Source organism: Nocardioides salarius (assembly GCF_016907435.1).
Taxonomy (GTDB): domain Bacteria; phylum Actinomycetota; class Actinomycetes; order Propionibacteriales; family Nocardioidaceae; genus Nocardioides; species Nocardioides salarius.
On sequence record NZ_JAFBBZ010000001.1, the window covers coordinates 4,258,366 to 4,282,618 of the forward strand.

Annotated in this window: 20 protein-coding genes; 5 read left to right on the plus strand and 15 right to left on the minus strand. The window is 66.5% G+C overall.

Annotated elements, in window-relative coordinates; translation table 11 throughout:
• Nucleotide 1: 1 nt before the first annotated feature.
• From JOE61_RS20445 to JOE61_RS20480, 9 genes are read right to left on the minus strand one after another with little or no spacing between them, the layout of a single operon-like run.
• Nucleotides 2-406, minus strand: coding sequence for a TadE family protein (locus tag JOE61_RS20445; RefSeq protein WP_227492370.1), 405 nt, complete (start codon nt 404-406; stop codon nt 2-4).
• Nucleotides 378-566, minus strand: a complete 189-nt coding sequence (locus tag JOE61_RS21945) for a hypothetical protein (RefSeq protein WP_223399687.1) — start codon at nt 564-566, stop codon at nt 378-380. The genes JOE61_RS20445 and JOE61_RS21945 overlap by 29 nt, the downstream gene beginning before the upstream one ends.
• Before the next feature lie 49 nt (nt 567-615).
• Nucleotides 616-1,521 carry a type II secretion system F family protein gene (locus tag JOE61_RS20450; RefSeq protein WP_193671032.1) on the minus strand — a complete coding sequence of 302 codons (906 nt, stop codon included), beginning with the start codon at nt 1,519-1,521 and terminating at the stop codon, nt 616-618.
• Complete coding sequence (locus tag JOE61_RS20455; RefSeq protein ID WP_193671034.1) at nt 1,518-2,375, minus strand: type II secretion system F family protein; 858 nt, start codon at nt 2,373-2,375, stop codon at nt 1,518-1,520. The genes JOE61_RS20450 and JOE61_RS20455 overlap by 4 nt, the downstream gene beginning before the upstream one ends.
• Nucleotides 2,372-3,862, minus strand: a complete 1,491-nt coding sequence (locus JOE61_RS20460) for a TadA family conjugal transfer-associated ATPase (RefSeq protein ID WP_204797328.1) — start codon at nt 3,860-3,862, stop codon at nt 2,372-2,374. Before JOE61_RS20460 ends, JOE61_RS20455 begins: the two co-directional genes overlap by 4 nt.
• Nucleotides 3,859-4,626, minus strand: coding sequence for a hypothetical protein (locus JOE61_RS20465; RefSeq protein ID WP_193671035.1), 768 nt, complete (start codon nt 4,624-4,626; stop codon nt 3,859-3,861). The genes JOE61_RS20460 and JOE61_RS20465 overlap by 4 nt, the downstream gene beginning before the upstream one ends.
• Nucleotides 4,626-5,303 (minus strand): SAF domain-containing protein, encoded by a 678-nt coding sequence (locus JOE61_RS20470; RefSeq protein WP_204797329.1) that lies wholly within the window; start codon nt 5,301-5,303, stop codon nt 4,626-4,628. Before JOE61_RS20470 ends, JOE61_RS20465 begins: the two co-directional genes overlap by 1 nt.
• Nucleotides 5,304-5,321: 18 nt before the next feature.
• Entirely contained in the window at nt 5,322-6,281 is a 960-nt protein-coding gene (locus JOE61_RS20475; RefSeq protein ID WP_193671037.1) for a hypothetical protein, read from the minus strand.
• The gene (locus tag JOE61_RS20480) at nt 6,266-6,913 is read right to left on the minus strand and encodes a hypothetical protein (RefSeq protein WP_193671039.1); all 648 of its coding nucleotides are present in this window, start codon (nt 6,911-6,913) and stop codon (nt 6,266-6,268) included. The genes JOE61_RS20475 and JOE61_RS20480 overlap by 16 nt, the downstream gene beginning before the upstream one ends.
• Nucleotides 6,914-7,248: 335 nt before the next feature.
• Between JOE61_RS20480 and mobF the strand changes: the two genes are divergently transcribed.
• Together mobF and JOE61_RS20490 are read left to right on the plus strand one after the other, a co-directional pair.
• The gene (gene mobF / locus JOE61_RS20485; protein WP_193671040.1) at nt 7,249-10,776 is read left to right on the plus strand and encodes a MobF family relaxase; all 3,528 of its coding nucleotides are present in this window, start codon (nt 7,249-7,251) and stop codon (nt 10,774-10,776) included.
• Between the two features lie 111 nt (nt 10,777-10,887).
• A complete protein-coding gene (locus JOE61_RS20490; protein ID WP_193671042.1) occupies nt 10,888-11,220 on the plus strand; it encodes a sulfate permease in 333 nt (110 codons plus the stop codon).
• 6 nt (nt 11,221-11,226) lie between these two features.
• On the opposite strand, the gene JOE61_RS20495 is transcribed toward JOE61_RS20490, so the two are convergent.
• From JOE61_RS20495 to JOE61_RS20520, 6 genes are all read right to left on the minus strand, one after another.
• Nucleotides 11,227-12,597: a hypothetical protein gene (locus JOE61_RS20495; protein ID WP_193671044.1), complete on the minus strand. Its 1,371-nt coding sequence runs from the start codon at nt 12,595-12,597 to the stop codon at nt 11,227-11,229.
• Between the two features lie 92 nt (nt 12,598-12,689).
• Nucleotides 12,690-13,502 carry an IS21-like element helper ATPase IstB gene (gene istB, locus JOE61_RS20500; RefSeq protein WP_193671046.1) on the minus strand — a complete coding sequence of 271 codons (813 nt, stop codon included), beginning with the start codon at nt 13,500-13,502 and terminating at the stop codon, nt 12,690-12,692.
• Entirely contained in the window at nt 13,499-14,824 is a 1,326-nt protein-coding gene (istA, locus tag JOE61_RS20505; protein ID WP_193671048.1) for an IS21 family transposase, read from the minus strand. The genes istB and istA overlap by 4 nt, the downstream gene beginning before the upstream one ends.
• A 21-nt stretch (nt 14,825-14,845) precedes the next feature.
• A complete protein-coding gene (locus JOE61_RS20510) occupies nt 14,846-16,519 on the minus strand; it encodes an NACHT domain-containing protein (protein WP_193671050.1) in 1,674 nt (557 codons plus the stop codon).
• Between the two features lie 112 nt (nt 16,520-16,631).
• Entirely contained in the window at nt 16,632-17,642 is a 1,011-nt protein-coding gene (locus JOE61_RS20515; protein ID WP_204797323.1) for an IS481 family transposase, read from the minus strand.
• Nucleotides 17,643-17,766: 124 nt separating this feature from the next.
• Nucleotides 17,767-18,087, minus strand: a complete 321-nt coding sequence (locus JOE61_RS20520) for a hypothetical protein (protein WP_193670911.1) — start codon at nt 18,085-18,087, stop codon at nt 17,767-17,769.
• A gap of 260 nt (nt 18,088-18,347) precedes the next feature.
• On the opposite strand from JOE61_RS20520, the gene JOE61_RS20525 reads away from it, so the two are divergent.
• From JOE61_RS20525 to JOE61_RS22660, 3 genes are read left to right on the plus strand one after another with little or no spacing between them, the layout of a single operon-like run.
• On the plus strand, nt 18,348-19,934 hold the full coding sequence (locus JOE61_RS20525; protein WP_193670912.1) for a class I SAM-dependent DNA methyltransferase: 1,587 nt from the start codon (nt 18,348-18,350) through the stop codon (nt 19,932-19,934).
• Between the two features lie 16 nt (nt 19,935-19,950).
• A complete protein-coding gene (locus tag JOE61_RS20530) occupies nt 19,951-21,144 on the plus strand; it encodes a restriction endonuclease subunit S (RefSeq protein WP_193670913.1) in 1,194 nt (397 codons plus the stop codon).
• Entirely contained in the window at nt 21,141-24,251 is a 3,111-nt protein-coding gene (locus JOE61_RS22660; protein ID WP_193670914.1) for a type I restriction endonuclease subunit R, read from the plus strand. The genes JOE61_RS20530 and JOE61_RS22660 overlap by 4 nt, the downstream gene beginning before the upstream one ends.
• The last annotated feature ends 2 nt before the right edge of the window (nt 24,252-24,253 follow it).

Genomic DNA, 24,253 nt, shown 5'->3' on the forward strand with positions numbered 1-24,253 from the left:
ATCACGGAGCGGTCAGCCTCTCGACGGGCAGCGACGCCGTCTGGACGACCGCCGGGCTCCAGCCCGGGATCACGCTCAAACTGTGACCGGTCACTGTCACGGTCACCGTGGTGGCGGTGCGATTGGCTGTCGCATTCGCGCCGGTGAGTACGTCGTCGCCACCAGCGTCGGCGATGAACGAGGAGGCGGCGTTGACGCCGTCGGCCTCCTTGCCGTTCTCACCGCCAGCGGCCCTCGCGCCCTCCTGCGCAGCGGCTATCGCCACCGTTCGGGCGTGGTAGAACAACGCGGCCTGAGTCCCGAGGAACATCACCGCGAACAGGGCAGGCAGCAGGATGACCAGCTCGATGGTGCCCGAGCCGCGTTCGTCCCGCGGCCTACTTGATGTTGCCGGCTTGGCTTTCAACGTAAGCCTTGATGGCTGCGACGACGATCCCGACGATGGCGATGACGGCCACGGCCCAGAGCACATGCTCGGTCGTGACAGAGCCTCGCTCGTTGCGGACCCGCAGGCGCGCATCGACGCCCAGATGGAGCATGAGTAGGAGTGCGAGCAATCGGTTCATAGTGGCGTTTCCTTTCCTGGATGGGTGCCCTTTCGTGGGGTTGGGGTTGTCAGGTGTTGCTGAACATCCGCAGCAGGGAGGGAGCGACGAGCAGCGCCATGAAGATGACGCCGAGCAGGGAGCCGGGGATGGTCATGCGCTCGCCCACAGCGTTGGCCTCGGAGATCTCGTCGTTGAGCATCGCCGTGCGCATGGCGGCCGAACGGGCGCGCAGGTTGGTGTAGACCGACGCGCCCTCCTCGCCGGAGAGCCGCATGATGTCGGCGAAGTCGTCGAGCTCGGGCAGGCCCAGTTCGTCGGACAGGGCGTGCAGGGCATCCCAGGGCGGTTGGCCCGACCAGCGGGAGCGAGTTAACTCCTCCGAGAGGCGCGTGAAGACCCACGAGTCCCCGACCTCGGCCGCCGACTCCATTGCCTGTCGTACGCCGGAGCCGTTGTTCCGCTCCAAGGCGACGAGGTCGATGTACGCCCCGAGCGCTCGAGTGAACTCCAGCCGAGCCTTCCTGGCGTCGTCGACCGCGTTGTAGTTGGGCAGGAAGAACATCACGACCGCCAGCCCGACTGACGCGATGGCCGGGACCGCGATGGGGAAGCCCAGTCCGAGCTGCTCGAAGAAGAACGCCAAGAGGGGCGGAATCACGAGCCCCATGAGTGCCATGACGATCTTGTCGCCGTAGAACCTCGCGAGCGGGATACGGAGGAGTGCGAGCTCTCGCGTCGGAGTCCTGATCCAGACGGCCGGGGGCAATGCCTTGATCGCCCAGACGCCGATCCGCTCCTTGCCCTTCGCAGTGGTGACCGGACCAACGGCGTTCGCTCGTCCGCGAGCAGGAGTCAGTCGGCTCAGCACCTCGGTGAGGTCCGGCTCGGCGGGCATCAGGCGGGCAACGAGCAAGACCACGCCGAGCCCGAGGAACGCCCCTCCCAGCAGCGCGATCTGAAGTCCGGTGGTCATGCTGCGCCTTCCCTCGTGACCGGGACGGGAGCCAGGAACCTGGGCATCTCGCGTCCAATCGCCATGCGCTTCATCCAGACCAGCGTCGCGACGTACATCGCCAGCAGCGCCACGAGGATGACCTGCCCGAGCGCACTCTGGTACGGCTCGACGTAGGTGCCCGACACCGCCAGGATCACCAGCACCCCAACGCTGATGAGCGTCACCCAGCGTGCAGTGGCTCGGGGCTTGGCGCGGTCGGCCTCGACCTGACGTCGGGCGCGTACGTCGGCCGCCACCGACTCGGCCAGGCCTTCGAGCACGCTCGCCAGCCCTGCGCCCCTCCTTCGGGAGCCGAGGATCAGGTTCGCAGCCACGAGGTCACCCGTTGCGTCATCGAGCTCGTCAGCGAATGCCCGCAACGCATCTTCGGTCACCCAGCGTGCGCGGAGCCGGGCGACCAGCCGGGTGACCTCGGGAGCAATCGCGGCCGGTGTGGAGCGGAGTGTGGCCACGAGCGCCTGCTCCAGTCCAACCCCCACGGTCAGCACGCCTGAAAGGGACCGGGTCCATTCCTCCATCGCTTCGAGGCGCTCGATCCGCTGCGCTGCCGAGGACGACGAGAGCAGGATGGGCAGGCCGACGAAAGCCACCGGGACGATGACCAGCGCGAGCACCCAGCCGGTGACCAGGAGGGCGACGATGCCTGCGGCCAAGCCGCCGAGCAGGAGCATCCGAGTCTGCCTGGTGACCGTGCGGACTTTGCGGGGGCGGGAGGGGCGCTCGACGATGGGGGAGGGGCGCAGCCCGGCGACGAGGGCGATCAGGCCGCATACCACCAGCGCGCCGGCCAAGGCCGGAACGAGGACGATCACGACCGCACCTCCTGCTGGGCGAGATAGGTGCCGAGGTCGAAGCCGTACGCCGCGAGGCTTCGGTACGAGTCGGGCAGGACCGCAGGAACGGCCGTCCCGTCGGCGGCTGGGGCGAAGACATGAGTGGCGGCATAGCCGGGCTCGCGCTCGCCGGGGTCGAGGGCGATGACTTCGGCGACCCGGCGCTGCCGGATGCTGCGCCCCTCCTGCCGATAGGTCCGCAGGTCGAGGTGGACGATGAGGTCGACGGTCGCCGCAAGCTTCGAGGTCGCGAGGTCGTGCGTGACGTGCGGGCCGGCCTCCATCGCGCAAGTCACCAGCTTGCGGATGGCCGCGACCGCGTCGGAAGCGTGAGTCGTGGAGATGGACCCGGTGCCGGACTCCATCGCCTTGATCATCGCCCAGATCTCTTTGCCTCGGACCTCGCCGACGATCTGGCGCGAGAGGTTGAAGCGGAACGAGTCGACCAGCGCCTCGTCGAGGGTGAACTCACCGGCCGCGCGCCCGTCCAAACCACGCTCACCAGAGCCCGGACGGGCCTCCCACGGGTGGACGATGCGGTGCCGGTCCCGCAGTTCGTGCAGGTGCAGCTCGTACTCAGTCTCGAAGGTGCCGATCGCCTCCAGCGGGTCGATCTCGGCGCACAAAGCTCGAACCAGGGTCGTCTTGCCCGCGCCCTGCGATCCGGACACCACGATGGACTTGCGGGACCGCACCGCCGCCCGCAGGAATGACGCTGCGACAGGAGTCAGCATCTGTCGAGTGACGAGTTCGTCGAGCGTGACTTCCATCAGCCGGTGGCGACGGATCACGACGGAGGGTCGGGGCGTCACCCACGCAGCAGCGGCGAGCCGCGAGCCGCCATCGAGGCGCAGATGCAGGCGCGGTTGGGCTTCGGAGAAACCGCGAGCGTTGACCTCGGATCGGGAGGCGAGGAAGACCAGGAAGTCGACGAGCTCCTCGTCGGAGTCGGCCACGGGTGGCCCGTCGATCTGTGAGCCGTCAGTGAGTTCGAGCACGACGTTGTCGTGGCCGGTGATGATGATGTTCTCGATCCGGTCGTCGTCGACGAGGGGCTGGAGGCGGCCCAGCCGGAACAGCGAGTCGAACACCGCACGGGCCAGCGCGTCCTGCTCGGCGCCGGGGAGTGTGGTCATCCCGGCGTTCACCCGGTCAGCCACGGTCGTCTCGATGAGGTCGAGCACAATCGTCCGGCCCAGCTCCTCCTGCGCGACCTTGTTGAGGCGTCCCTTGTCCGCCGCAACCGCCTGACTGAGCTGCTCGGAGGCTTGCGCGCGCAGCGCAGAGACGAGCGACCAGTCGAGACCGCTGCCGATGGGATGGGTGCTCATGGTCGACAGGTGTGCCACCGGAGCCACTGGATAGCGACGGTCCAACCTCTCAGCCACCGGCGGAACTGGCTGCGTGAACAGAGGCAATCTTGTCAGCGGGGTGGTTTCGTAGTCCTCGGATCGTTCCGTCGTCATGACCGGGCTCCTTCGAGCAGCTCGTTGCGCCGGCGGGTGATCGTCGAGTGGATCGAGGCGATGGCCGCAGTGAGCGCTCTTGCCAGCGGCCTGGTCTCGAACCGCTTCGGCGGCTGGGCGCCACGCGAGAAGACCGCAGCCGACTCCGGATCGTCGGCCAGCGGCGTCAGGACGGGCAGGTTCACCGCTGCAGTGACGTCGCGGGCGTTGTAGGGCTGGCCCTCGCCGATGAGCAGGACGCCCGACTGGTGCCAGTCCAGGGCAGGGCGCTGGAACGGCTCCGCCCACGAGCGCAGGGCCGAGAGGTGGGGGAGCGTCGTCCTGCTGACGAGCAGGGACAGGTCGGCGGCATCGAGCAGGGGTTGGGGTGACCCGTGGAGACCGAGTCGGCCGGCATCGATGATGACATCCTGACCGGTGGTCTCCAGTTCGCCGAGTGTCTCCGCCAGGGGTGCCCAGAGATCCCGCAGTGCACTGGCCTGGGTGTGCGAGCGGGTGCCCGCTACGAACGACACCGCGGTGCCCTCGATGGGACGCGCGACGTCGGCCAACGCATCACTCAAGTTGCTTGCGGTCAGCGCGAGCTCGATGAGTCCGCCGTCGTACTCACGGGTGCCACGGAAGTAGCCGGCCAGCAGCCCCGAGCCGCCAGTTGGGTCGGCCTCGATTAGCAGAACCGGGCGCGGCCAGAGAAGGGCCAGCCCGAGCGCTGTCGTGGTGACGCCGGGGGAGCCAGAAGCGGAGGCGAGTGCGACGACAGCCATCAGCGCTCCCGCGAATCGAGAACGAGAGCGATGTTGCCGGTGGCGATCCGGGTGGCGAGCACCGCGGCGTCGGCCTTGGGGACGAGTAGGTCGACGACCGTCTGTCCGGTCTCCTCGGAGGTGTGGACTCCGACGACCGTGGCGTCGTTGCTCAACGGTGTGCCGGCGGCGAGTTCCTCGCCTTGGGCCGGGGTGACGATGACGCGGACCTTGTCGCCGTACCGGAGTTCGAGCCCTGGTGCCTGCGCTGGAGTGAGGGCGACGCCGACGACCGACTGGTTTTCGCCTGGGACGACCTCCGCGGTGAACGAGTCCGGAGTGAGCATTCCGCCAGAGGAGATGTCCATCGCCGCCCGCTGCCCGACCACCCGGTCGAACTCCGAGGCTGCCACGGGCTTGAGGGCGGGACCAGCGCTGACCTGCACCCGGGCAAGGTCATCTGCCTCGATGACGGAGCCACGTTCTATGGAGTGCCGCGCGACGAGCACTTCGTGGGTGTTGGTCGTCGCGGTCCAGGCCCAGCCGGCGAGCAGCGCTCCGATGCAGATGGCGCCGATCGCGGCGGCTACGAGGGCTGGTCGTCGACGCAGCTTCGGGGGAGGCACGAGCGCAGCAGCGGCCGGACCCTCCTGCTTGAGCGTCCCGTCGATCCGGGTGGCTGCACCACTCATACTCATCGCCTCTCTGCTGCCCGGCTACTGCACGAGCACCTGCGCTTCCCCGACCGCAATCGCGACCGTCCGTGTCAGGCCGTTCAGCCGGATGGTCCCGGTTTGGCCTGCCCCTTCCCATGTGATGACCCAGTCCGAGGTGGCGGTCACCGTGTACTTCCCGCCCGCCTGCTTCGAGCTCGACTTCTCATAGACGTGCCCGCAGTCGGGCGACTTCGTGTTGCCGTACGCCGACTTGTACGGCGTCCCGGCGGTTGGGCACTTGACCGTGGCGCCGTCGCCCATGTCCCAGGTGATCTTGTGGAGCTTCGCCGTGGCGGTGACCGTGATCCCGCCCGCGGAGGCCGACTCCGTGATCGGGCCGACGGTGTGCTCGTCAGGGTTGGCAGCCCACATCCACACGGGCATGCCGACGATTCCGATGCTGTCCTCACCTGGCTCAGGTGTGATGCCGATGTCGATGGCTCGCAGGTTCATCTCCTGAATCGCGATCTGCGCGACCTCGCCGGGCGTCGGCCCTGCGCCGGAGTTCGGCGGCGGGTCCTGCGACCAGATCCAGATGAGCAGGTCGGTCTGTGGCTGGTAGCAGTTGTAGACGGCACCATCGCCTGGCTCGTGGCCTTGCCAGTTCGGATCGCCGGCTGGCGGTTGCGGGTCGAGCAGCGAGATGTAGCACCGGTAGCCGTTCGACCAGTACCCGTACTCGGTGGAACAGGAGACAGGCCCAGGCGGAGGCTTTGTGATTCCCTGATCGCTCCCGTCCCAGAAGCAAGCGGCACCGCCCCCGGTGTCTTTGGGTCCGTCGTCGTCGCCGTCTCCGGGGTCGCCGGGTGTTCCGGGGACCTCGACGTAGATCAGGCAGACGCCGGTTTCAGGGTCCGTGACCTGACAGACGGTGTCGGCGTACGACGGCGCCTGGGCATGGATGAGTAGCCCCGCGACGGCGAGTGAGGTGACGACGGCACGGACTACGAGGCTTCGCATGGCGTGCGCTCGATGTCCTGGCTTGAGGCAACACGCCACGAGCCATCGGGATCGGTGCCCCACTGGTAGTTCGACACCAGGAACTGAATCCAGCCGGTGTCCGGTCGGTCCGGGCTGATGACCGACTTGCCGTCCTTGTCGACGACGTCGACGCCGCTGACGTCGAAGCACAGGTCGATCTGAACCGTCGGCACCTTGCCGGCCTTCGGGTCCGAGTTGTCGAGGTTGACCGACTGCACTTCCAGCTCGACGATCTTCGTCGCGCCGGTCTGGTGGAGGCCTTGCTTGCGCTCCGTCGTGAACAGGTTCTTCTGTGCCGCGAGTTCGGTGCTGATCGCGACCTTGTCGAGCAGCCTCAGCGGCTTGCTTGGGTTTCGGCGAAGGTCGTTTCGCACGTCGTAGTACTTCCGAAGAATGGCAGACGCCGCCTCTGATGCGATCTCGCTGTCAGATTGCGGCGTTGGGGAAGTCGTGGTGGTGGCCGGCGAGCTCGAACTTAAAGTGGGGGTCGGGGTCGCCGCCGGGTCATTGCCGTCGGAGGCACAACCTCCCATTGCGATCGCCACCGCGGTAACGGTCGCCAGGAGCGCAGAGTGTCGGGCGTTCGTCATGGCCGAGTCCTGGACGCCCATCCCGAGACCATCCCGAGAAGGACGCATACGACGCCCTGACGGCGGGCCGACTGGGTCGTCGCATTCGTATCGTACGTCACATCCGGGACCTTGAACCGGTTCGCTTTTCACGCTGCCTCCTCGCTCCGTGCGACCGAGTGCCGCCTCTTCTCACCCAGGTGCGCCGCACCGACCGCACCGCGACTCCGCCCGCCCTGACCGGCCGCACCCTCCTTCTCGGCATACACGTCATGCAGAACGAGGTGGGCTCCGTGGCCCAGCGCTGTGGATGGACCCACATGATTCCGGGTCTGTGAACACGTCGGCGCACCTTCACGCCGAGGAGGTGTGCGGTGATGACCGTTTCGATGAAGGTGATTCGCGCAGGCAGGGGCTGCGACTACCTGCTCAAGAGCGTGGTCCGTGGAGACGCCAACATGAGCGACCCCAACCCGGTCACGAGGTACTACACCGAGGAGGGCACGCCACCCGGTCGCTGGATGGGGTCGGCCCTTCACGCCTTCGGCAACGGGGAGATCAAGCGCGGCGACCAGGTGACGCCGCAGCAGCTCCAGCTTCTCATCGGTGCGGGCCTCGACCCGGTCACCGGCGAGAAGCTGGGCCGGTCGTTCCCCACGTTTCCGCCGCTCCAGCAGCGCATGGCCGAACGCATGGCCGAACTCCCTGCCGACCTCACCGACGAGCAGCGGAAGGAGGCCTTCGACCAGATCAAGGCCGAGGAGTCGGCGAAGGCATCAAGCGGCGTGGCGGGCTTCGACTTCACGTTCAGCGTCCCGAAGTCCGTCTCGGCGCTCTGGGGAGTGGCCGACGCCGGCACTCAGGCGCTGATCATTGACGCGCATCACCAGGCCGTGGCGGAGGTGCTCGACTTCATGGAGCGTGAGGTCGTCTGCACGAGGAGGGGCGTTGCCGCAGGAGACGGAGCGGTGATGCAGGCCGACATCGTCGGCGTCGCCGCCACGGCGTACGACCACTGGGACTCCCGGCTCGGCGATCCGCAACTCCACACCCACGTGGTCATCTCCAACAAGGTCAAGACAACCGAGGACGGGCGATGGCGCAGCCTCGACGGGCGTCCGCTGTTCGAAGCGAACGTTCCGATCTCCGAGCACTACAACGCCGTGCTCGCCGACCGCATGACCCGGCTCTTCGGCATCGAGTGGGAGCAGCGCGAACGTGGGGCGGAGCGGAACCAAGCTTGGGAACTCGCGCCCGTCCCGGAGACCCTGATCCGGGAGTTCTCCAGCCGGGCCAGCCACATCGACAAAGAGAAGGACCGGCTCATCGCCGCGTACACCGAGCGCACAGGGCACCGCCCGTCCTCCGCGAAAGTCATCCAGTTGCGCGCCAAGGCCACGCTCGCCACACGCCCAGAGAAGGAGATCCACTCCCTGTTCGACCTGACCACCGAATGGCGAGGACGGGCACAGAAGATCCTCGGGAGAGGCGCAGTCGATTGGGCGAAGGAAGTCACCGCCCGTCCCATCGCCCGCCCTACTCTCCGGGCTGACGACGTGTCCCTTGACGTGATCGGCGAGGTGGCGGTTTCCGTGGTTGGCGCGGTCGAGGAGAGGCGCTCGACGTGGAAGCACTGGAACCTCTGGGCCGAGGCATCCCGGCAAACGATGGGCTGGCGCTTTGCCAGCGCAGAGGACCGCGAGGCCGTAGTCGGGGTGATCGTTGACGCCGCCAAGCAGGAGTCGCGGCCTCTGACGCCACCTGAGCTCGTGGCCGTCCCCGAGACGTTCCGCCGAGCCGACGGCACCAGCCGGTTCCGTCCCCGGCACTCGGTCGTCTTCACGTCCGAAGCGCTGCTCGCCGCCGAGGATCGGCTCCTGACTCGCTCGAACGACATGACTGCTCCATCCGTGGACCTGGCCGTGATCGAACGCGTGACCCGCAAGGAACACCTGCTGTCTGCCGAGCAGTCCGAGACGCTGGCAAGCATCGCCGTGTCCGGGCGACAGGTCGATCTTCTCGTCGGCCCTGCCGGGGCTGGCAAAACGACGGCGACGCATGCGCTGAAGACCGCCTGGACGAAGGCTCACGGCAAGGGCAGCGTCGTCGGCCTCGCCCCGAGCGCCGTCGCCGCTGAGGTGCTGGCCGAAGACCTGGGCATCGGCTGCGAGAACACCGCCAAGTGGCTGCATGAGCACGACCGCGGGCGGTCGCAGTTCCGCAAGGGCCAGCTCGTCATCATCGACGAGGCGACGCTCGCCGGCACCCTGACTCTGGACCGGCTCACGGCGCTCGCCGCTCATGCGGGCGCGAAGGTGGTGCTGGTCGGTGACTGGGCGCAGCTTCAGTCGGTCGACGCCGGAGGGGCGTTCTGCCTGCTGGCCTCCGCCCGTCCTGACACCCCCGAGCTGACCGAGGTCCACCGCTTCACCCACGAGTGGGAGAAGACCGCGTCGCTCGAACTGCGGTTTGGACGGGCGGAGGTCATCAGCACCTACATGACGAAGGACCGCGTCCAGGAGGGCACGACCGAGGAGATGATGGACGCCGCCTACCTCGCGTGGGCAGCCGACGTGCAGGAGGGGCGCGCCTCGATCCTCGTCGCTGAGGCGATGGACATGGTGACCCGCCTCAACCAGCGTGCTCGTGCAGACCGGATCGTCGCGAACCCGGTCGGCGACATCGAGGTCAACCTTGCCGACGGCACCCAAGCATCCGAGGGCGACCTCGTCATCACGCGGCACAACGACCGCCGCCTCCACACGCTGCGCGGTGGGTGGGTGCGCAACGGCGACCGCTGGACCGTCACTCGCGTCCAAAGGGACGGCTCGATGCAGGTCCAGCGACTCGGGGTCGACTTCGGTGGCACGGTGACGCTGCCTGCGGCGTACGTCGCCGAGCACGTCGACCTCGGCTACGCCGTCACCGCCCACCGAGCCCAGGGGATGACCGTCGACACTTCACGCGTCGTGGTGACGGGCTCGACGACCCGGGAGAATTTCTACGTGTCCATGACCCGCGGCCGCGACTCCAACATCGCCTACGTCGCTCTCGACAAACCCGACGAGGGCCACGCCCCTCCCGAATCGGACGAGGTCAGCGCCCACACCGTTCTGTACGGCGTGCTCCAGCACCTCGGCGGGGAACTGTCGGCCCACCAGATGATCGAGGCCGAGCAGGAGCGCTGGTCGTCCATCGCCCAACTCGCTGCGGAGTACGAGACCATCGGCGCGGTCGCCCAGCGCGACCGCTGGGTTGCAGCCATCAAGAACAGCGGCCTCACCGAGACCCAGGTCGAGCAGGTGCTGTCCTCGCAGTCGTTCGGTCCGCTCACCGCCGAGCTGCGTCGTGCCGAGTCGAACCACTACGACGTCGCGAAGCTCCTGCCGGCGCTCGTCGCCCGCCGGTCGCTCGCCGACGCCGAGGACATCGGCGCCGTGCTCATCAGCCGCGTCCAGAAGGCAGCCCAACCAAGGCGCGGGAAGCGTCGCCCGTCCCCGAAGCTGGTCGTCGGCCTGATCCCGGTCGCAGACGGACCGATGAGTCCAGAGATGGCCGAGGTGCTGACCGAACTCGCGGACCTGATGGAAGGACGGGCGATGACGCTGGCCGAGCAGGCCGTCGAGGACAAGGCGCCGTGGCTGAAGCGACTCGGCACGCCGCCGACCACCGAGGCAAGTCGGGGTCCTTGGCTCCACGAGGTCAGGACGGTCGCTGCCTACCGTGACCGCTACAGGGTGCAGGGGCGCAGGACGTTGGGTGAGCCGAAGAACGAGGCGCAGAAGCTCGACGCTGCCCGCGCCGAGCAGGCGATCCGCCGCGCCAGAGCCATAGCTGAGGATGCTGCCAACGCGCAGGAGGGGCAAAGCCGCACCCTCGAATCACCGGGACGGGTGATCGCGTAGCGGTACACACCGGCAGTTTCAGCCGGGTTATCCCCAGGAGGGGCGACGGTGCGCCCGTCCTGTCGAACCACCGGCGTAGGGAGGAGGTGAGCCCGACCGAAGGAGACCATCATGCTCGCCGCACTCTGGACTCTCAGCGCCGCGATCCGCGGCTACCTCCGCTTCTACATGCCCACCAACCGCGCAGTCGACTGGTTGCGCTCGCCGCGCGGCCTCAAGTGGGCGATCCCCGTGGCCCTCGTCGCCACGCCCGCCTACCTCGGCCTGACCACCCTCGCCATCCAGGGAGCCGCCCGACCGAGCCTCGGCTGGCTCAACGTCCTGGTCTTCCTCTTCTTCTGGAACGCCGCCAAGTTCGCCTGGATGGCCGTCCTCAGCCTCCCGATGATTCTCGTACGGGCGATTCGTGATGTTCCGGTAGCCGGGCGCCCCGCTAGCAGGTGAATCGCGCTACCGGTAACTGGCAACCTGGTCGACCTGGAACCACTTCCCTGTACCGGCGATCTGTGCCAAGGACGTCACTCGTGCTTGGGCACCCGGCGCGCCACGGCGGACACCACCCTGCTGTTGGTTTGGCGCGGACGGGGTGCGCTCCTGCCTGGGGAGGCGCGCTGCCAGCAGTTGTGCGCCGAGATCAGTTGTCGCGACGACATCGCTCCTGAAACTCGCGAGCAACCCCCACGAATTGAGTCGAATAGCCCGGTCTTGGAAGACCTGCTGCCGGGCTACAGGCAGGCTCGCCAAGGTCGACTCCCAGTCAGCAAACAGGGCCGCGATCACGTTCGGAGAGGCCTTGGCCCACAGCGCGAAGACCCACTCGGCCTGGGCGAGTTCGTCAACACACGCCGAGCGTTGTGCTCGCCACCACTGTTCGTCGTTGGCGTTGTGGCGAATCTGGGCGAGCAGGACAGCGGGGTGGCTGTTCGGGCCGAAGGCGGTTGGCCCGCGCTTCGTCGTGTGCCCAGCCTGGTGACCAGAGGCCGCGCCGAGGACCGCGATCTCCGAGGCTAGCCAGCATCTGCCCACGGCATCGAAGAGCGCAGTCGCCGTGTTTGACCACGGGAATGTACTGCCATGTTCGCCGGACTTGAATCGACGCTTGGACGCGGCTGTAGCGATCGGAGCGTTGGTGCGCCGCAGTGCGCGGACCGCGTCCTGGCGTCGCTGTGTCATGTACGAGCTCTGGCCGGCGAAGCCGGCCTTGGACGTCGTGTGGAAGGTGTCCGGCGCGAGAGCGACCGCAACTTGGGCCGGCATCGAACGAACCGACGTGACGTAGGGGCATTCACCGTCGAAGACCCGCTGCAGTAGCAGCGTCTCGAGGGTGCCCCCTGGGGGCGGTATCAGGCCGGTGTTGAGCAGGATCTCGGCGCCACCATCGGCAAGGTCAACTCCATCGAGGGCGAGCGTCCGGCCTTCGGCTGCTTCGCATCCGGCACCAAGTACGAGCCACGCGCACTCGTCGTTCTTGCCGACGGCGGCCCTGACCTGCTCCGACCACCACTGTGCGAACGCTCCGCGCTCTGAGAGGAGCTCGCGGAGGACGCGCACCCGTTGCCGGTTGCTGGAGTCTGCGGGGTTCTTGGCAATCGCCTCAGTCAGTCTCGTCCAGGTTGGGTTCGTCGACCGATCCGACGGCAGCTTCGGTAGCGGGAGGATCTCCTTCCGGTCGAGTGCTGCTAGCAACATCTCTGAGCCTGTGTCGCTGCAGAGTTCGTCGAGAACCAGCGCGCCTTCGGCTGGTCGGCTGGCGAACACGCCGTCGGTGAGGAGCGTCCAACTTGCGATGTAGGGGTGCCGCGAAGGGCTTGTGGTGCGCAACTCCCGGATTGCGCCGGATATGTCAACGCCGGCCGAAAACTGACCCCCTTTTGCCGATCGAAAGTTGACCCCCTTCGAGCGGTTTGTTGGTGCTAGGTGGTCTTGGTGTGGCTTGCCGGGGGTGGCCCGGTTCGGTGTCCGCGGGTGCGGTACGACTCGCCGTCCAGGGCGATGACCTGGGCGTGGTGGACGAGGCGGTCGATGGTGGCTGCGGCGACGACGTCGTCGCCGAGGGTCTCGCCCCAGCGTGAGAACGCCAGGTTCGAGGTGACCACGACCGAGCCGGTCTCGTAGCGGCTGGCGATGAGCTGGAAGAACAGCGACGCGGCTGCGGTGTCGAAGGGCAGGTAGCCGACCTCGTCGATGACCAGCAGCCGGTAGCGGTTGAGCTTGCGCAGCTCGCGCTCGAGGTTGCCTTGCTCGTGGGCGGCGGCCAGGCGGTTGATCCACCCGGTCGCGGAGTCGAACGCAACTGGGTAGGACGCCTCGGCGGCCTTGATCGCCAGCGCGATCGCCAGGTGCGTCTTCCCGGTCCCGGGCGGCCCGAGGAGCACGACGTTGTCGCGTTTGGCGATGAACGTGGTGGTGGCCAGGTGCGCGACCAGGTCGCGGGTCGCTGCCGGGACGTGGTCGAAGGTGAAGTCCTCGATGGTCTTGATCGCGGGGAAGTGCGCGGCAGCGATCCGCATCCGGGTCCCGTTCGCGGTGCGTGAGGCGACCTGGCGGCCGAGCACGGCCGCGAGGTACTCCTCGTGCGACCAGCCCTCGGCGCGGGCTTGGTCGCCCAGGACGGCGAAGGTCTCGTTGATCACCGGGGTCTTGAGCTCACGAGCCAGGAACGCGACCTCGCTGAGCAGCTCGCTGCCGGCGACCCTGCCGGTGACCTTGCCAGGGGATGTCGTCATCGCACGACCTCCAGGCTCGCTCGTGCAGCGAGAGCCGCTTCGTCGGTGATCGCCGGGGTCAGGTCGAACAGCGCGTCGTAGTCGCTCAACGCCCGCACACCCACGACCGCCCCCACCCCGTTCGCCGACCTCATGGCGGGGCCCCGCATCGCAGCGGTGCGGGCCTGGAAGGCGCTGCGCAGCCCGGCCGCGGTGTCGACGTGGGCCGGGTCGGTGATCGTCTGATGGGTCGACCAGCACCGCTGGTGGACTCCCACGCTCGTGCCCGCGCAGGTGATGGTGACGGTGTCCAGGCCGGCGTGGACATCGACGAACCGGCCGATCACGGCCGGGTCGACCGAGTAGTCGTTCCCGGCGACGCGCACGTAGTAGTCGCGACCCAGCCGGACCCGCACGGTGGTGCCCACCGACGGCGCGACCGGCGGCAGGGCCCCCATCGCGGCGACATCGGCCGCGACCCTGACACCGGGCTGCTGGCCAGTGCGGCGCAGCACCCGAGCGTTCGCGCGCGGCAACCAGCTGGTGAGCTGAGTGTTGTAGTCGCCCGGGGAGTCGAACTCACGTCCCGGCATGAAGGAGGTCTCCAGGAACCCGTTGGCCCGTTCCACGATCCCCTTGGCTTCGGGGTCACGTGCCGCGGTCTGATAGATCCGGGTGCCCAGCGTGCCGGCGAACGACCTGGCGCCCAGGGTCAGGCGGTGGTGCTGGCCGATGCCGGCCTCGTTGTCCCACACCAGCATCTTCGGGACCCCGCCCAGGCCCGACAGGAGCTGCCACATCCCGGCCACCAGGTCGCCGGTCTTCCTGGACGGCAGCAGCGTGGCCATGATGAACCCCGAGAACGCCGCGACCATCGTCAACACCGGCAGGTCCACCGCGGGCCGCCCGCCCACCCAGGCCGCGGTCTTGGACCCAGCGTGGACGTCGACGGGGATGACCTTGCCGGGGAACCACAGGTCGCACTGCACGATCTCTCCAGCGACATAGCTCGTGCGGTCAGCAGGATCGCCCGGGGCGTACAGCGGACGCAGTTGAGCGACCCTGGCCCGCAGCACCGAGGACGAGTTCGCCCACCCGATCCGCTCCGCGATCACCGTGGCCGGCATCGAGGGGAACTCCGCCAGCAACGCACGAATCCGCGGCTCGTGGGCATCGAGCATCGAGCCCGCCGGAGCCCGCTTGTACCTCGGCGGCGTATCCGAGGCCAACGCGGCACGCACCGTGTTCCTCGCCAACCCCGTCTTGCGAACAATCGCCTTGATGCTCATTTTCTCCGACTTGTGCAGCCGTCGAATCTCAGCCCAGTCCTCAGTCATGATCACTCCCTCACAGTGCCGAGGGGGTCAGGATTCGATCGGCACCAGGGGGTCAGGATTCACCCGGCAGCGACAGGATAGTTCAAAGACGCCGCTCGGCGGTGCGTTGCCTGCGTAGAAGCGTGCCGTGTTCAGCCAGTAGGGACGCTGGAGAAGTTCGCGGAAGACAGTGGTTCTGTCGAAGTTGCGGTCGCCTTCACCTGCGAAGTCATAGAGGAACCGCGCGGCGAAGTACTCCCGAAGGGAAACAACCTCGAACCCGTAGACGCCCTGTTCCTTGCTGGTGATCGCCCACAAGCGGTCCGTGGCCGCCTCGAACAGCTCGTCGACGACCGACTCCGGTCGCCGGTAGGTGCGCTGGAACTGGCGCATCGCGGCGTCCAACTCAGCCGCTTGCATGCGTCCGTTGAGGCTGTGTTGCTCGCTCCGTGACTGCAGGTACCAGCCGAGGAACGGAATGATCTCCATGAGTTCGCTTCGGTACTTGCGCACCGATTCGGGGTGCTTGTTCGACTCCCTGTCCAGCAGGAGCTCCAAGTAACCGTCGTACAACTGCGTCCGCTGGGTTGGGGTTGCCAGCCCGCGCTTGTGGAGCAGCTCGATGAGGATCGTAAGTTGCATCGGGTTGCCAGCTAGCTCCCCGATGTAAGGCTCACGAGTCTTTTCGTCGAAAGTCGAGCGCAACAAACGACCGTCCCGGCCACGAATGTCCCGGATGGCACACCACTTGCGGAGGTACTCCCTGCGCTGATCTCGGTCGAGCTGATTGAGGACCAGCACTTCGAAGAGCTCAGCCGACGGCTCGGGCAGCTCGCCGGCACTCGGACGAGTCGTGACGACGACGCGAGGCGGCACAGCGTAGGACTTGCCACGTCCACAGAAGGTGTCGATCGCCTTGACCACGCGTTCGCGATCCTTGGCACTGCCGACCTCGTCCAGGCCGTCCATGACGACGAGCGATGGCACGCGATCGAAGAGCGCCTGGACTTCAGCTGCGGTCACGTTGCCACGTCCGCTCGCGTGGCTCATCAGCTCGGCCAGGAAGCACTCGATCGTGCTCTGCGCCGCCGGCCGTGTCTTGCCCCTTGGCTTCTTGTGGCGCTCCGATGCTGGGTCAAAGACGTCGATACCGCGGATCCACATCGCGTAGTCGCTGAGATCGAAGCGCACTGGAAAGCGGGGCTTGTCGGTGGTGAGCAAACCAGGCGGCTTGGTGGCGCGGGATGTGAAGGCCGCTCGGTGCGCCTGGCAGACGAACTGGCTAAGCGTTGACTTCCCCTGACCGGGCGCACCCCGCACGAGGGTGAATGGCAGTCCCTCCTTGAGGAGGTAGGCCGCCGTTCCGCCGAGTCGTGCTTGGCCCGGGACGTCCGGCGGTGGAGCAAGTGCATGCCGGGGTGCGGGACGACCCGGTCGGCCACCACGAGGGATGCGCTCCGCCGCGCCCCGCGGCCCTCGAAGGCGATCTGAGGTGACATCGACATACAGCTCCGCAACTGGCTCACGGTCTATATCGACCTGGCTGAACTTCACCCGCTCGTCCTCGCCCCATTGGGCTGCGGCAACCTTGCGCACGAGGTCACGCAGGCCCTTGTCGCGCTTCGACTCGTAGTGTTCGTCGATGAGGTAGCGGATGAGATCCCAGCCCGCGAGCATGTCGGCGTACGCCCACTTCGTTTCGGTCGGGGCGGAGTCGACCATGGCGTCGACGCTCTCTCTCCAGATGCATTGCATCTGGATGCCGTAGTCGGCACTGAGAGCGCCCAGCTCACTATCGAGCTGGTCGAATGTTCCAGTGCCGGCCTTGCCTGTACTAGGTGTGATGCCCAGCCAGGTTGTCCAACCTGGTGATGGGGGCTGCCTTCCCGATTGCTGAGTGGGGCCGGTGGTGGTTGTACTCGTGGATCCATCCTGGCAGAGCCGCGAGGCGGGCTGATTCGGAGTTGTAGAACTTCTTGAAGGCCCAGCCCTCGGCCAGGGTCCGGTGGAAGCGTTCGATCTTCCCGTTCGTCTGGGGTCGGTAGGGCCGGGTCTTCTTAGGTGTGATGCCGAGTTCGGTGCAGGTGTCGCGCCACAGGTGCGATCGGTAGCAGCTGCCGTTGTCGGAGAGCACTCGCCGGACGGTGACGCCGCGCTGAGCGAACCAAGCAGTCGCGTTCTTGAGGACCTGGGTTGCGGTCTCCTTGGTCTCGTCGTCGTGGGCCTCGACGTAGGCCACGCGGGAGTGGTCATCGATCACGGTGTGCAGGTAGCAGGTTCCGATCAACGGGTTGTGCCACTTGTTCTTGGCCGCGCCGGTGCGCTCCACGGTCGCCGAACGGTTCTTGCCGCCTTGCTGACGCCCCACGTAGCGCCATCCGCCACCGTCAGGGACCCGGCCCAGCTTCTTGACGTCGACGTGGATCAGGTCGCCGGGCCGTTCGTGCTCGTAGCGCCGGATGGGCTCACCGGTGGCGCGGTCGATGTGGGTGAGTCGGTTGATGCGGCACCGGACCAAGACTGCGTGCACGGTCGAGGCCGGCATGCCCAGCTTGTCGCCGATCGCGATGGGGCCGAGGCGTTGCTTCCAGCGCAGGTGCACGATCTTGCGTACCACCGGGGTCGATGTCCGGTTCGGCTGATGACGTGGGGCCGAGGACCGGTCGTGCATGCCGTCCGGGCCTTCGGCTCGGTATCGCTCGGCCCACTTCTTCGCGGTGCGCCAGGAGACGTCGTAGCGCTCGGCCGCGCGAGCGGGCGGCCAACCGTGCTCGACGACCAGGCGTGCGAGTCGGAGCCGGGCGCGAGGGGTCAGGGCAGCATTGGCATGGGTAGCGTGGGACACGAAGGCCTCCTTGGTGGCGGAGCGGTTTCTAGACAGCTCCACTCCACACCGGGGAGGCCTTCGTCCATCTACATGTCAGACCGTGTCGTAGCAGGATCTCGACCAACGTGCCTGGGCATCACAACTAGGCACTAGGCACGTTTGTGACCAGGAAGTACTGCTTCGCCCCCTCCGTAACTAACCGTCGGATGTTCGGCTCCTCGGCAACAACGGCGGCCCTGAGGGCGTCAACCGGCTTCTTCTCCCGCCCGTTGACCGACCACTTCACCTGGTAGATCAGGAGGTCTTTGCCGGAGCGACGGATGCCGTCGCGCCCACCGTCTGCTTGGCGGAGCGGGAGCGGATAAAAGTCGGTGTAGCGCTCGGTGAGCAGTGCGTTCACGAGGAGCTGGAAGTCGTCGTCGCCCAAGCGCTCGTACAGGTACTTGAAACGGCTCTCGGGCATGTCGACTCCTTTGGATGCCCTCCAATCATGACTGGAGGTGCCGACAGTCTTCGTAGGCGACACGCGGCCCGCTGACCCGCCCGCCTCCCGGGCGCGTCCTGTGTCGCACTGCGTCCCGCCAGTTGGCGTGCCGATCCGCTGGCGTTGGTCACCTTCGTCGGAGGCGATCGCTAGGGTCAGGGTTGCGGCCGACGGAGACCTATGTCATTCTTCTTGGCTTTTCCCAATCGAGATCGAACAGATGAAAGGAGACCACCAACGTGGCACGCCAGGCCAAGAAGGCTCAGCCCAAGTCGCTCGAACAGCGGCTCTGGGATGCGGCTGACGCCCTCCGCGGCAACCAGGAGCCGTCGGAGTACAAGCACGTCGTGCTCGGCCTGGTCTTCCTCAAGTACATCTCTGACCGGTTCGAGGCCAGGCGTAAGGACATCGAGGCAGCGCTCGCTGATCCGAACTCACCGGACTACATCCCCAACGAAGCCCGCCGCCAGACCTTCCTCGAGGACCGCGACGAGTACCGCTCGCACAACATCTTCTGGGTACCGACCGACGCGCGCTGGGAGTCCATCCAGGCCCAGGCCAAGCTGCCGGAGATCGGCCAGGTCATCGACACAGCGATGGACCTGATCGAGAAGGAGAACCCCTCGATCCGGGGTGTGCTGCCCCGCAACTACGGCCGAGAAGGGCTCGACAAAGGACGACTCGGTCAGCTCGTCGACCTCATCGGCTCGATCGGCTTCACCGAGTCCGACGACCACGGATCCGACGACGTGCTCGGCCGCGTCTACGAGTACTTCCTCGGGCAGTTCGCCGGCAAGGAGACCGGCAAGGACGCCGGCGCGTTCTACACGCCTCGATCCGTGGTCAAGACGCTCGTTGAGATGCTCGAGCCCTTTCACGGCCGGGTCTACGACCCCGCGTGCGGCTCGGGCGGCATGTTCGTGCAGTCTGCCGAGTTCGTGAAGGCCCACGGTGGTAAGCGCACCGACATTTCCGTCTATGGCCAGGAGTTCACCGACACCACCTGGAAGCTCGCCAAAATGAACCTCGCCCTCCGCGGCATCGAGGCTGATCTTGGCGACCGTTCAGCTGACTCCTTCACACAGGATCTGCACCCGGACCTGCGCGCGGACTTCGTGATTGCCAACCCGCCGTTCAACGTCAGCAACTGGTGGGACGCCAAGCTCCAGGACGACCCGCGCTGGAAGCACGGAACGCCGCCATCGAGCAACGCGAACTTCGCGTGGGTCCAGCACTTCATCCACCACCTCTCGCCGAAGGGCACCGCGGGGTTCGTTCTTGCTAACGGATCGCTGGCCTCAACGTCAGGCGGCGAAGGCGAAATCCGCCGAAGCCTGATCGAGTGTGACTTGGTTGACTGCATCGTCGCCATGCCCGACAAGCTCTTCTTCAACACGGGTATCCCCGTGACACTCTGGTTCGTTTCGAAGGAGCGCGACGGGAACGGTCACCGGAGGCGGACGGGCGAAGTGCTATTCATCGATGCGCGAAAGCTTGGCAAGATGGAGACGCGTCGACTTCGCGTGCTCGACGATGCTGATATCGCCAAGATCTCCGACACGTATCACGCCTGGCGCAATCACGACGGGGGATACGCGGACCTTGCCGGCTTCGCGAAGGCCGCTTCGCTGGAGGAGATTGCGGCACGCAACTTCGTGCTCACGCCTGGTCAATATGTCGGTGTCGAGGAGGCTCTGCTCGACGATGAGCCGATTGACGATAAGGTGAACCGCCTCGTCGGCGAGTTGAAGGACGTCCTCGCAGAGGGCGAACTTCTGGAGGCTGAGATCTGGAAGAACCTTCGGGAGCTTGGCTATGACGTCTAAGGGCCCCATCTCGAACGTGGCCGGCTGGCCCGAGGTATCGATCTCGGACATCGCCACCAAGGTCGGCTCCGGAGCTACGCCGCGTGGCGGAGCTGAGACCTACCTCCCCGAACGCGTCGAGTACGCGCTGGTCCGTAGTCAGAATGTTCTCGATCGCAGGTTCGATCCTGATGGGCTGGCTTACATCAGCAATGAGCAGGCGCAAGTATTGCGCGGAGTGTTTCTTCAACCCAAGGATGTCCTTCTCAACATCACCGGCGACGGTGACACGTTTGGGCGCTCCTGCATGGTCCCGGATTCGGTGCTCCCGGCCTGTGTGAACCAGCATGTCTCGATCGTCCGGGTTGATCCGGCAAAGGCCGATCCCGACTACGTTCTCGCATACCTGACGCACCCAGCGGTGAAGCCGTACATCGCCTCCTTCAACTCCGGTGGTTCCCGCCGCGCAGTCACGAAGGGGCACATCGAGTCATTCCGCTTGCCGCTGCCGCCGCTGGAGTCGCAGCAGGTGATTGGTCGCGTGCTTGCGGCTCTCGATGCGAAGATGGAGACCAACGCACGGCTCGTGCAGGTCGTGCCTGATCTCATCCGTGCCCGTGTGCTGTCTGCGCTGGCATCCGAGCCGGTGCTTATCTCTGTCGCCAAGCTCGCCAAGTTCGTGAACGGCGGTGCCTATACGAAGGGTGCGACGGGAACGGGGCGAATGGTCGTCCGCATCGCCGACCTGAACTCGGGGCCGGGAAGCTCGACCGTCTACAACGACATCGAGGTGCCCGACGACAAGACCGCCCGGCCGGGGGACATCCTTATGTCCTGGTCCGGCTCTCTGGGCGTCTATCGGTGGGTGCTAGATGAAGCCATCGTCAACCAGCACATCTTCAAAGTGCTGCCGACCGACTTTCCGGCGTGGCTCGTCTTCGACCGCCTTGACGCCGTCATTCACATCTTCCAATCCGTGGCGAAGGACAAGGCCACCACGATGGGACACATCCAACGGGGCCACCTCGAATCGACCGAGGTCGAGGTTCCGAACCCCGGCCAGCTCGCGATCCTTGGCGACGAACTTGGCCCGCTCTGGCGGCGGCTGCTTGTAGCTGAGCAGGAGAACCGACGGCTTACCCGGCTGCGCGACGCGCTTCTTCCCGCGCTCCTTTCCGGACAGATCCGGGTCGGCGTCTCCGAGCACCAGGTCAGCGAGGCGATCGCGTGAGCGCCTTCAACGAGTCCGTCATCGAGGACGCAGCGCTCGACTACCTCCGCGAGTTGGGCTATGCCACCGACTTCGGCCCCAACATCGCCCCGGACGGCGAGCGCCCCGAGCGCGCATCGTTCCAGCAGATCTATCTCTATGACCGGCTGCGCGACGCCGGGCACCGACTGAACCCTGACCACCGGGACCTCGTCGACGAGGCGATCAAGCGGCTGGAGCGCGCCGAGTCGCAGAACGCGGTCGCAGAGAACGCCCGCGTCCACAAGCTGCTCATCCACGGCGTGCCGGTAGAGCACCGCGACGCTGGTGGGGCCGTACGCACGGTGCAGGTCCGGCTCATCGACTTCGACAACCCGGACAACAACGACTGGCTGGCGGTCAACCAGTTCACGATCGTCGAGAAGAAGAACCGTCGGCCCGACGTGCTGGTCTTCATCAACGGCATCCCGCTCGGCCTGCTCGAGCTGAAGAACCCCGCCGCTGAACACGCCACACTCAAGAGCGCCTGGAATCAGATCCAGACCTACCGCACCGACATCCCATCGGTCTTCACGCCAAACGCGCTGACCGTGATCTCGGACGGCACCAGCGCAGCCATGAGTTCCTTCTCCGGCGGCTTCGAGCACTACGCCCCCTGGAAGACCATCGACGGACGCGAGGTGGTCTCCGGCAAGCCCGCCCTCGAGGTCCTGCTGAAGGGTGTCTTCGACAAGACCCGCTTCCTCGACATCGTGAAGAACTTCATCGTCTTCAGCGAGGAGTCGGTCGGTCTCATCAAGCGGGTCGCCAAGTACCACCAGTACTGGGCCGTCAACGCTGCGGTCGAATCGACCGTCGAGGCCGCCGGCCCGGATGGCGACCGTCGCGGTGGTGTCGTCTGGCACACCCAGGGCAGTGGCAAGAGCATCGAGATGCTGCTCTACGCGGCCAAGATCATGCGGGACGCCCGCATGAACAACCCGACGCTCGTCTTCCTGACTGACCGCAACGACCTGGACGACCAGCTCTTCGCCGAGGTGTTCGCGCCCGCCCAGATCTTGCCCGAGCGGCCGGTCCAGGCTGACTCGATCGCTGATCTGCGTGTGCTGCTTCGCCGGGTCAGTGGCGGCATCATCTTCACGACTCTGCAGAAGTTCCGCCCCGAGGAGGGGCTGGACAGCAACCCGGTGTTGACCGACCGCCGCAACGTTGTCGTCGTGGCCGATGAGGCCCACCGGTCGCAGTACGGCTTCGTGGAGTCGCTCGACAAGGATGGCCGCTTGAAGGCGGGCCTCGCCAAGCACATGCGCGACGCGCTGCCGGGCGCGACGTTCCTCGGCTTCACTGGCACGCCTATCGAGTCGAACGACAGGTCGACCCGTGCCGTGTTCGGTGACTACATCGACGTCTATGACCTGACCCGCGCGGTCGAGGACGGCGCAACCGTCAAGATCTACTACGAGTCGCGCTTGGTGAAGGTCGGCCTGTCCAACGACGACTACGACGCGCTTGACGAGCTGGTGGATGAGATTACCGAGACGGTCGAGCAGGACGAGGGCGAGAAGGCCAAGACCCGCTGGGCCCGAATCGAGGCCATCGTCGGCGCCGAGGAGCGACTCGACCTGGTCGCTGCCGACATCGTCGAGCACTGGGAGAAGCGCCGCGAGGCGATGCTCGGCAAGGCCATGATCGTCACCATGAGCCGCCGTATCGCGGTGCGGCTCTACGAGAAGATCGTCAAGCTCCGCCCCGACTGGCACAGCGACGATCCAGCGCAGGGCAAGATCAAGGTCGTCATGACCGGCTCGGCCGCGGACCCGCCGGAATTCCAGCCGCACCTGCACTCCAAGGACGTACGCAAGGAGCTCAAGGCCCGCGCGAAGGACCCCGAGGACTCGCTCGAGCTGGTCATCGTCCGCGACATGTGGCTGACCGGCTTCGACGCGCCGTCGATGCACACCATGTACGTCGACAAGACCATGCAGGGCGCCGGCCTGATGCAGGCCATCGCTCGAGTCAACCGCACCTTCCGCGACAAGCCCGGCGGCCTCATCGTCGACTACATCGGCGTCTTCTCCAACCTCCAGAAGGCGCTGGTCGAATACTCGCCAAGCGACCGCGACCAGGCCGGCGTGCCCATCGACGAGATCGTCGCCGCCATGCTGGAGAAGCACGACATCATCCGCGGCTTGCTCCACGGCTGCGCCTTCGACTCCAGCCCCGACCTGCCCGCCGGGCAGCGCCTTGCCGAGCACGCCAAGGTTCTCGACTTCGTCATGGCAGACCCCGACCGCACCAAGCGGTTCCTCGACCAGGTCCTGGCACTCGCCAAGGCATACGGCCTGGCAGGCTCCCGCGACGAGGCCGCTGCCATCCGCAACGACGCCCGGCTCTTCGCCGACGTCCGGGCGGCGATCATCAAGATCCAGAACCCGGACTCCGGCCGTGGCGGTGCCGGGGGAGTGGAGATCGACACGGCGATCGGGCAGCTCGTCAACGAAGCAGTCGCAGCCGACGAGGTCGTCGACATCTACAAGCTCGCCGGCATCGACACCCCCGAACTGTCGATCCTCAGCGACGAGTTCCTCGACTCGCTCGGCGATCGTGACAAGCCCAACCTGCAGATGGGACTGCTGCGCCGCCTGCTCGGCGACCAGATCAAGACCGTGCAGCGCACCAACGTTGTCCAGGCTCGCAAGTTCTCCGAGCTGCTCGAAGAGGCAATCAACCGCTACACCAACCGCAGCCTGACCACGGCCGAGATCATCGCCGAGCTGGTCAAGCTCGCCAAAGAGATGCGCGACCAGGCTCAACGCCATGAGCAGCTGGGACTCACCGTCGCGGAGGCCGCGTTCTACGACGCCATCGTTCAGAACGACGCCGCGGTGCTCCAGATGGGCGACGACATCCTGAAGAAGATGGCCCACGACCTGGTCGACTCCATCCGGGCCAGCGCCACGATCGACTGGAACCTCAAAGAGTCCGTCAGGGCAACGATGCGCACCCGCGTCCGGCGTCTGCTGGCCAAGTACGACTACCCGCCCGACCTTGAAGAGAAGGCCATCGAACTCGTCCTGGAGCAGGCCGCCGTGTTCGCCACCGGTGTCGCCGACGAGGACGCCAACTGACC

Excerpts from the sequence above, each read along its gene's own strand:
- JOE61_RS20490 (WP_193671042.1), top strand. The coding sequence starts at position 10,888 with ATGCTCGCCGCACTCTGGACTCTCAGCGCCGCGATCCGCGGCTACCTC.
- JOE61_RS20465 (WP_193671035.1), bottom strand. The coding sequence starts at position 4,626 with ATGGCTGTCGTCGCACTCGCCTCCGCTTCTGGCTCCCCCGGCGTCACC.
- JOE61_RS20475 (WP_193671037.1), bottom strand. The coding sequence starts at position 6,281 with ATGCGAAGCCTCGTAGTCCGTGCCGTCGTCACCTCACTCGCCGTCGCG.
- JOE61_RS20480 (WP_193671039.1), bottom strand. The coding sequence starts at position 6,913 with ATGGGCGTCCAGGACTCGGCCATGACGAACGCCCGACACTCTGCGCTC.
- JOE61_RS20470 (WP_204797329.1), bottom strand. The coding sequence starts at position 5,303 with ATGAGTATGAGTGGTGCAGCCACCCGGATCGACGGGACGCTCAAGCAG.
- JOE61_RS20520 (WP_193670911.1), bottom strand. The coding sequence starts at position 18,087 with ATGCCCGAGAGCCGTTTCAAGTACCTGTACGAGCGCTTGGGCGACGAC.
- istB (WP_193671046.1), bottom strand. The coding sequence starts at position 13,502 with ATGACGACATCCCCTGGCAAGGTCACCGGCAGGGTCGCCGGCAGCGAG.
- JOE61_RS20460 (WP_204797328.1), bottom strand. The coding sequence starts at position 3,862 with ATGACGACGGAACGATCCGAGGACTACGAAACCACCCCGCTGACAAGA.
- JOE61_RS20450 (WP_193671032.1), bottom strand. The coding sequence starts at position 1,521 with ATGACCACCGGACTTCAGATCGCGCTGCTGGGAGGGGCGTTCCTCGGG.
- mobF (WP_193671040.1), top strand. The coding sequence starts at position 7,249 with ATGACCGTTTCGATGAAGGTGATTCGCGCAGGCAGGGGCTGCGACTAC.
- JOE61_RS21945 (WP_223399687.1), bottom strand. The coding sequence starts at position 566 with ATGAACCGATTGCTCGCACTCCTACTCATGCTCCATCTGGGCGTCGAT.
- JOE61_RS20510 (WP_193671050.1), bottom strand. The coding sequence starts at position 16,519 with ATGGTCGACTCCGCCCCGACCGAAACGAAGTGGGCGTACGCCGACATG.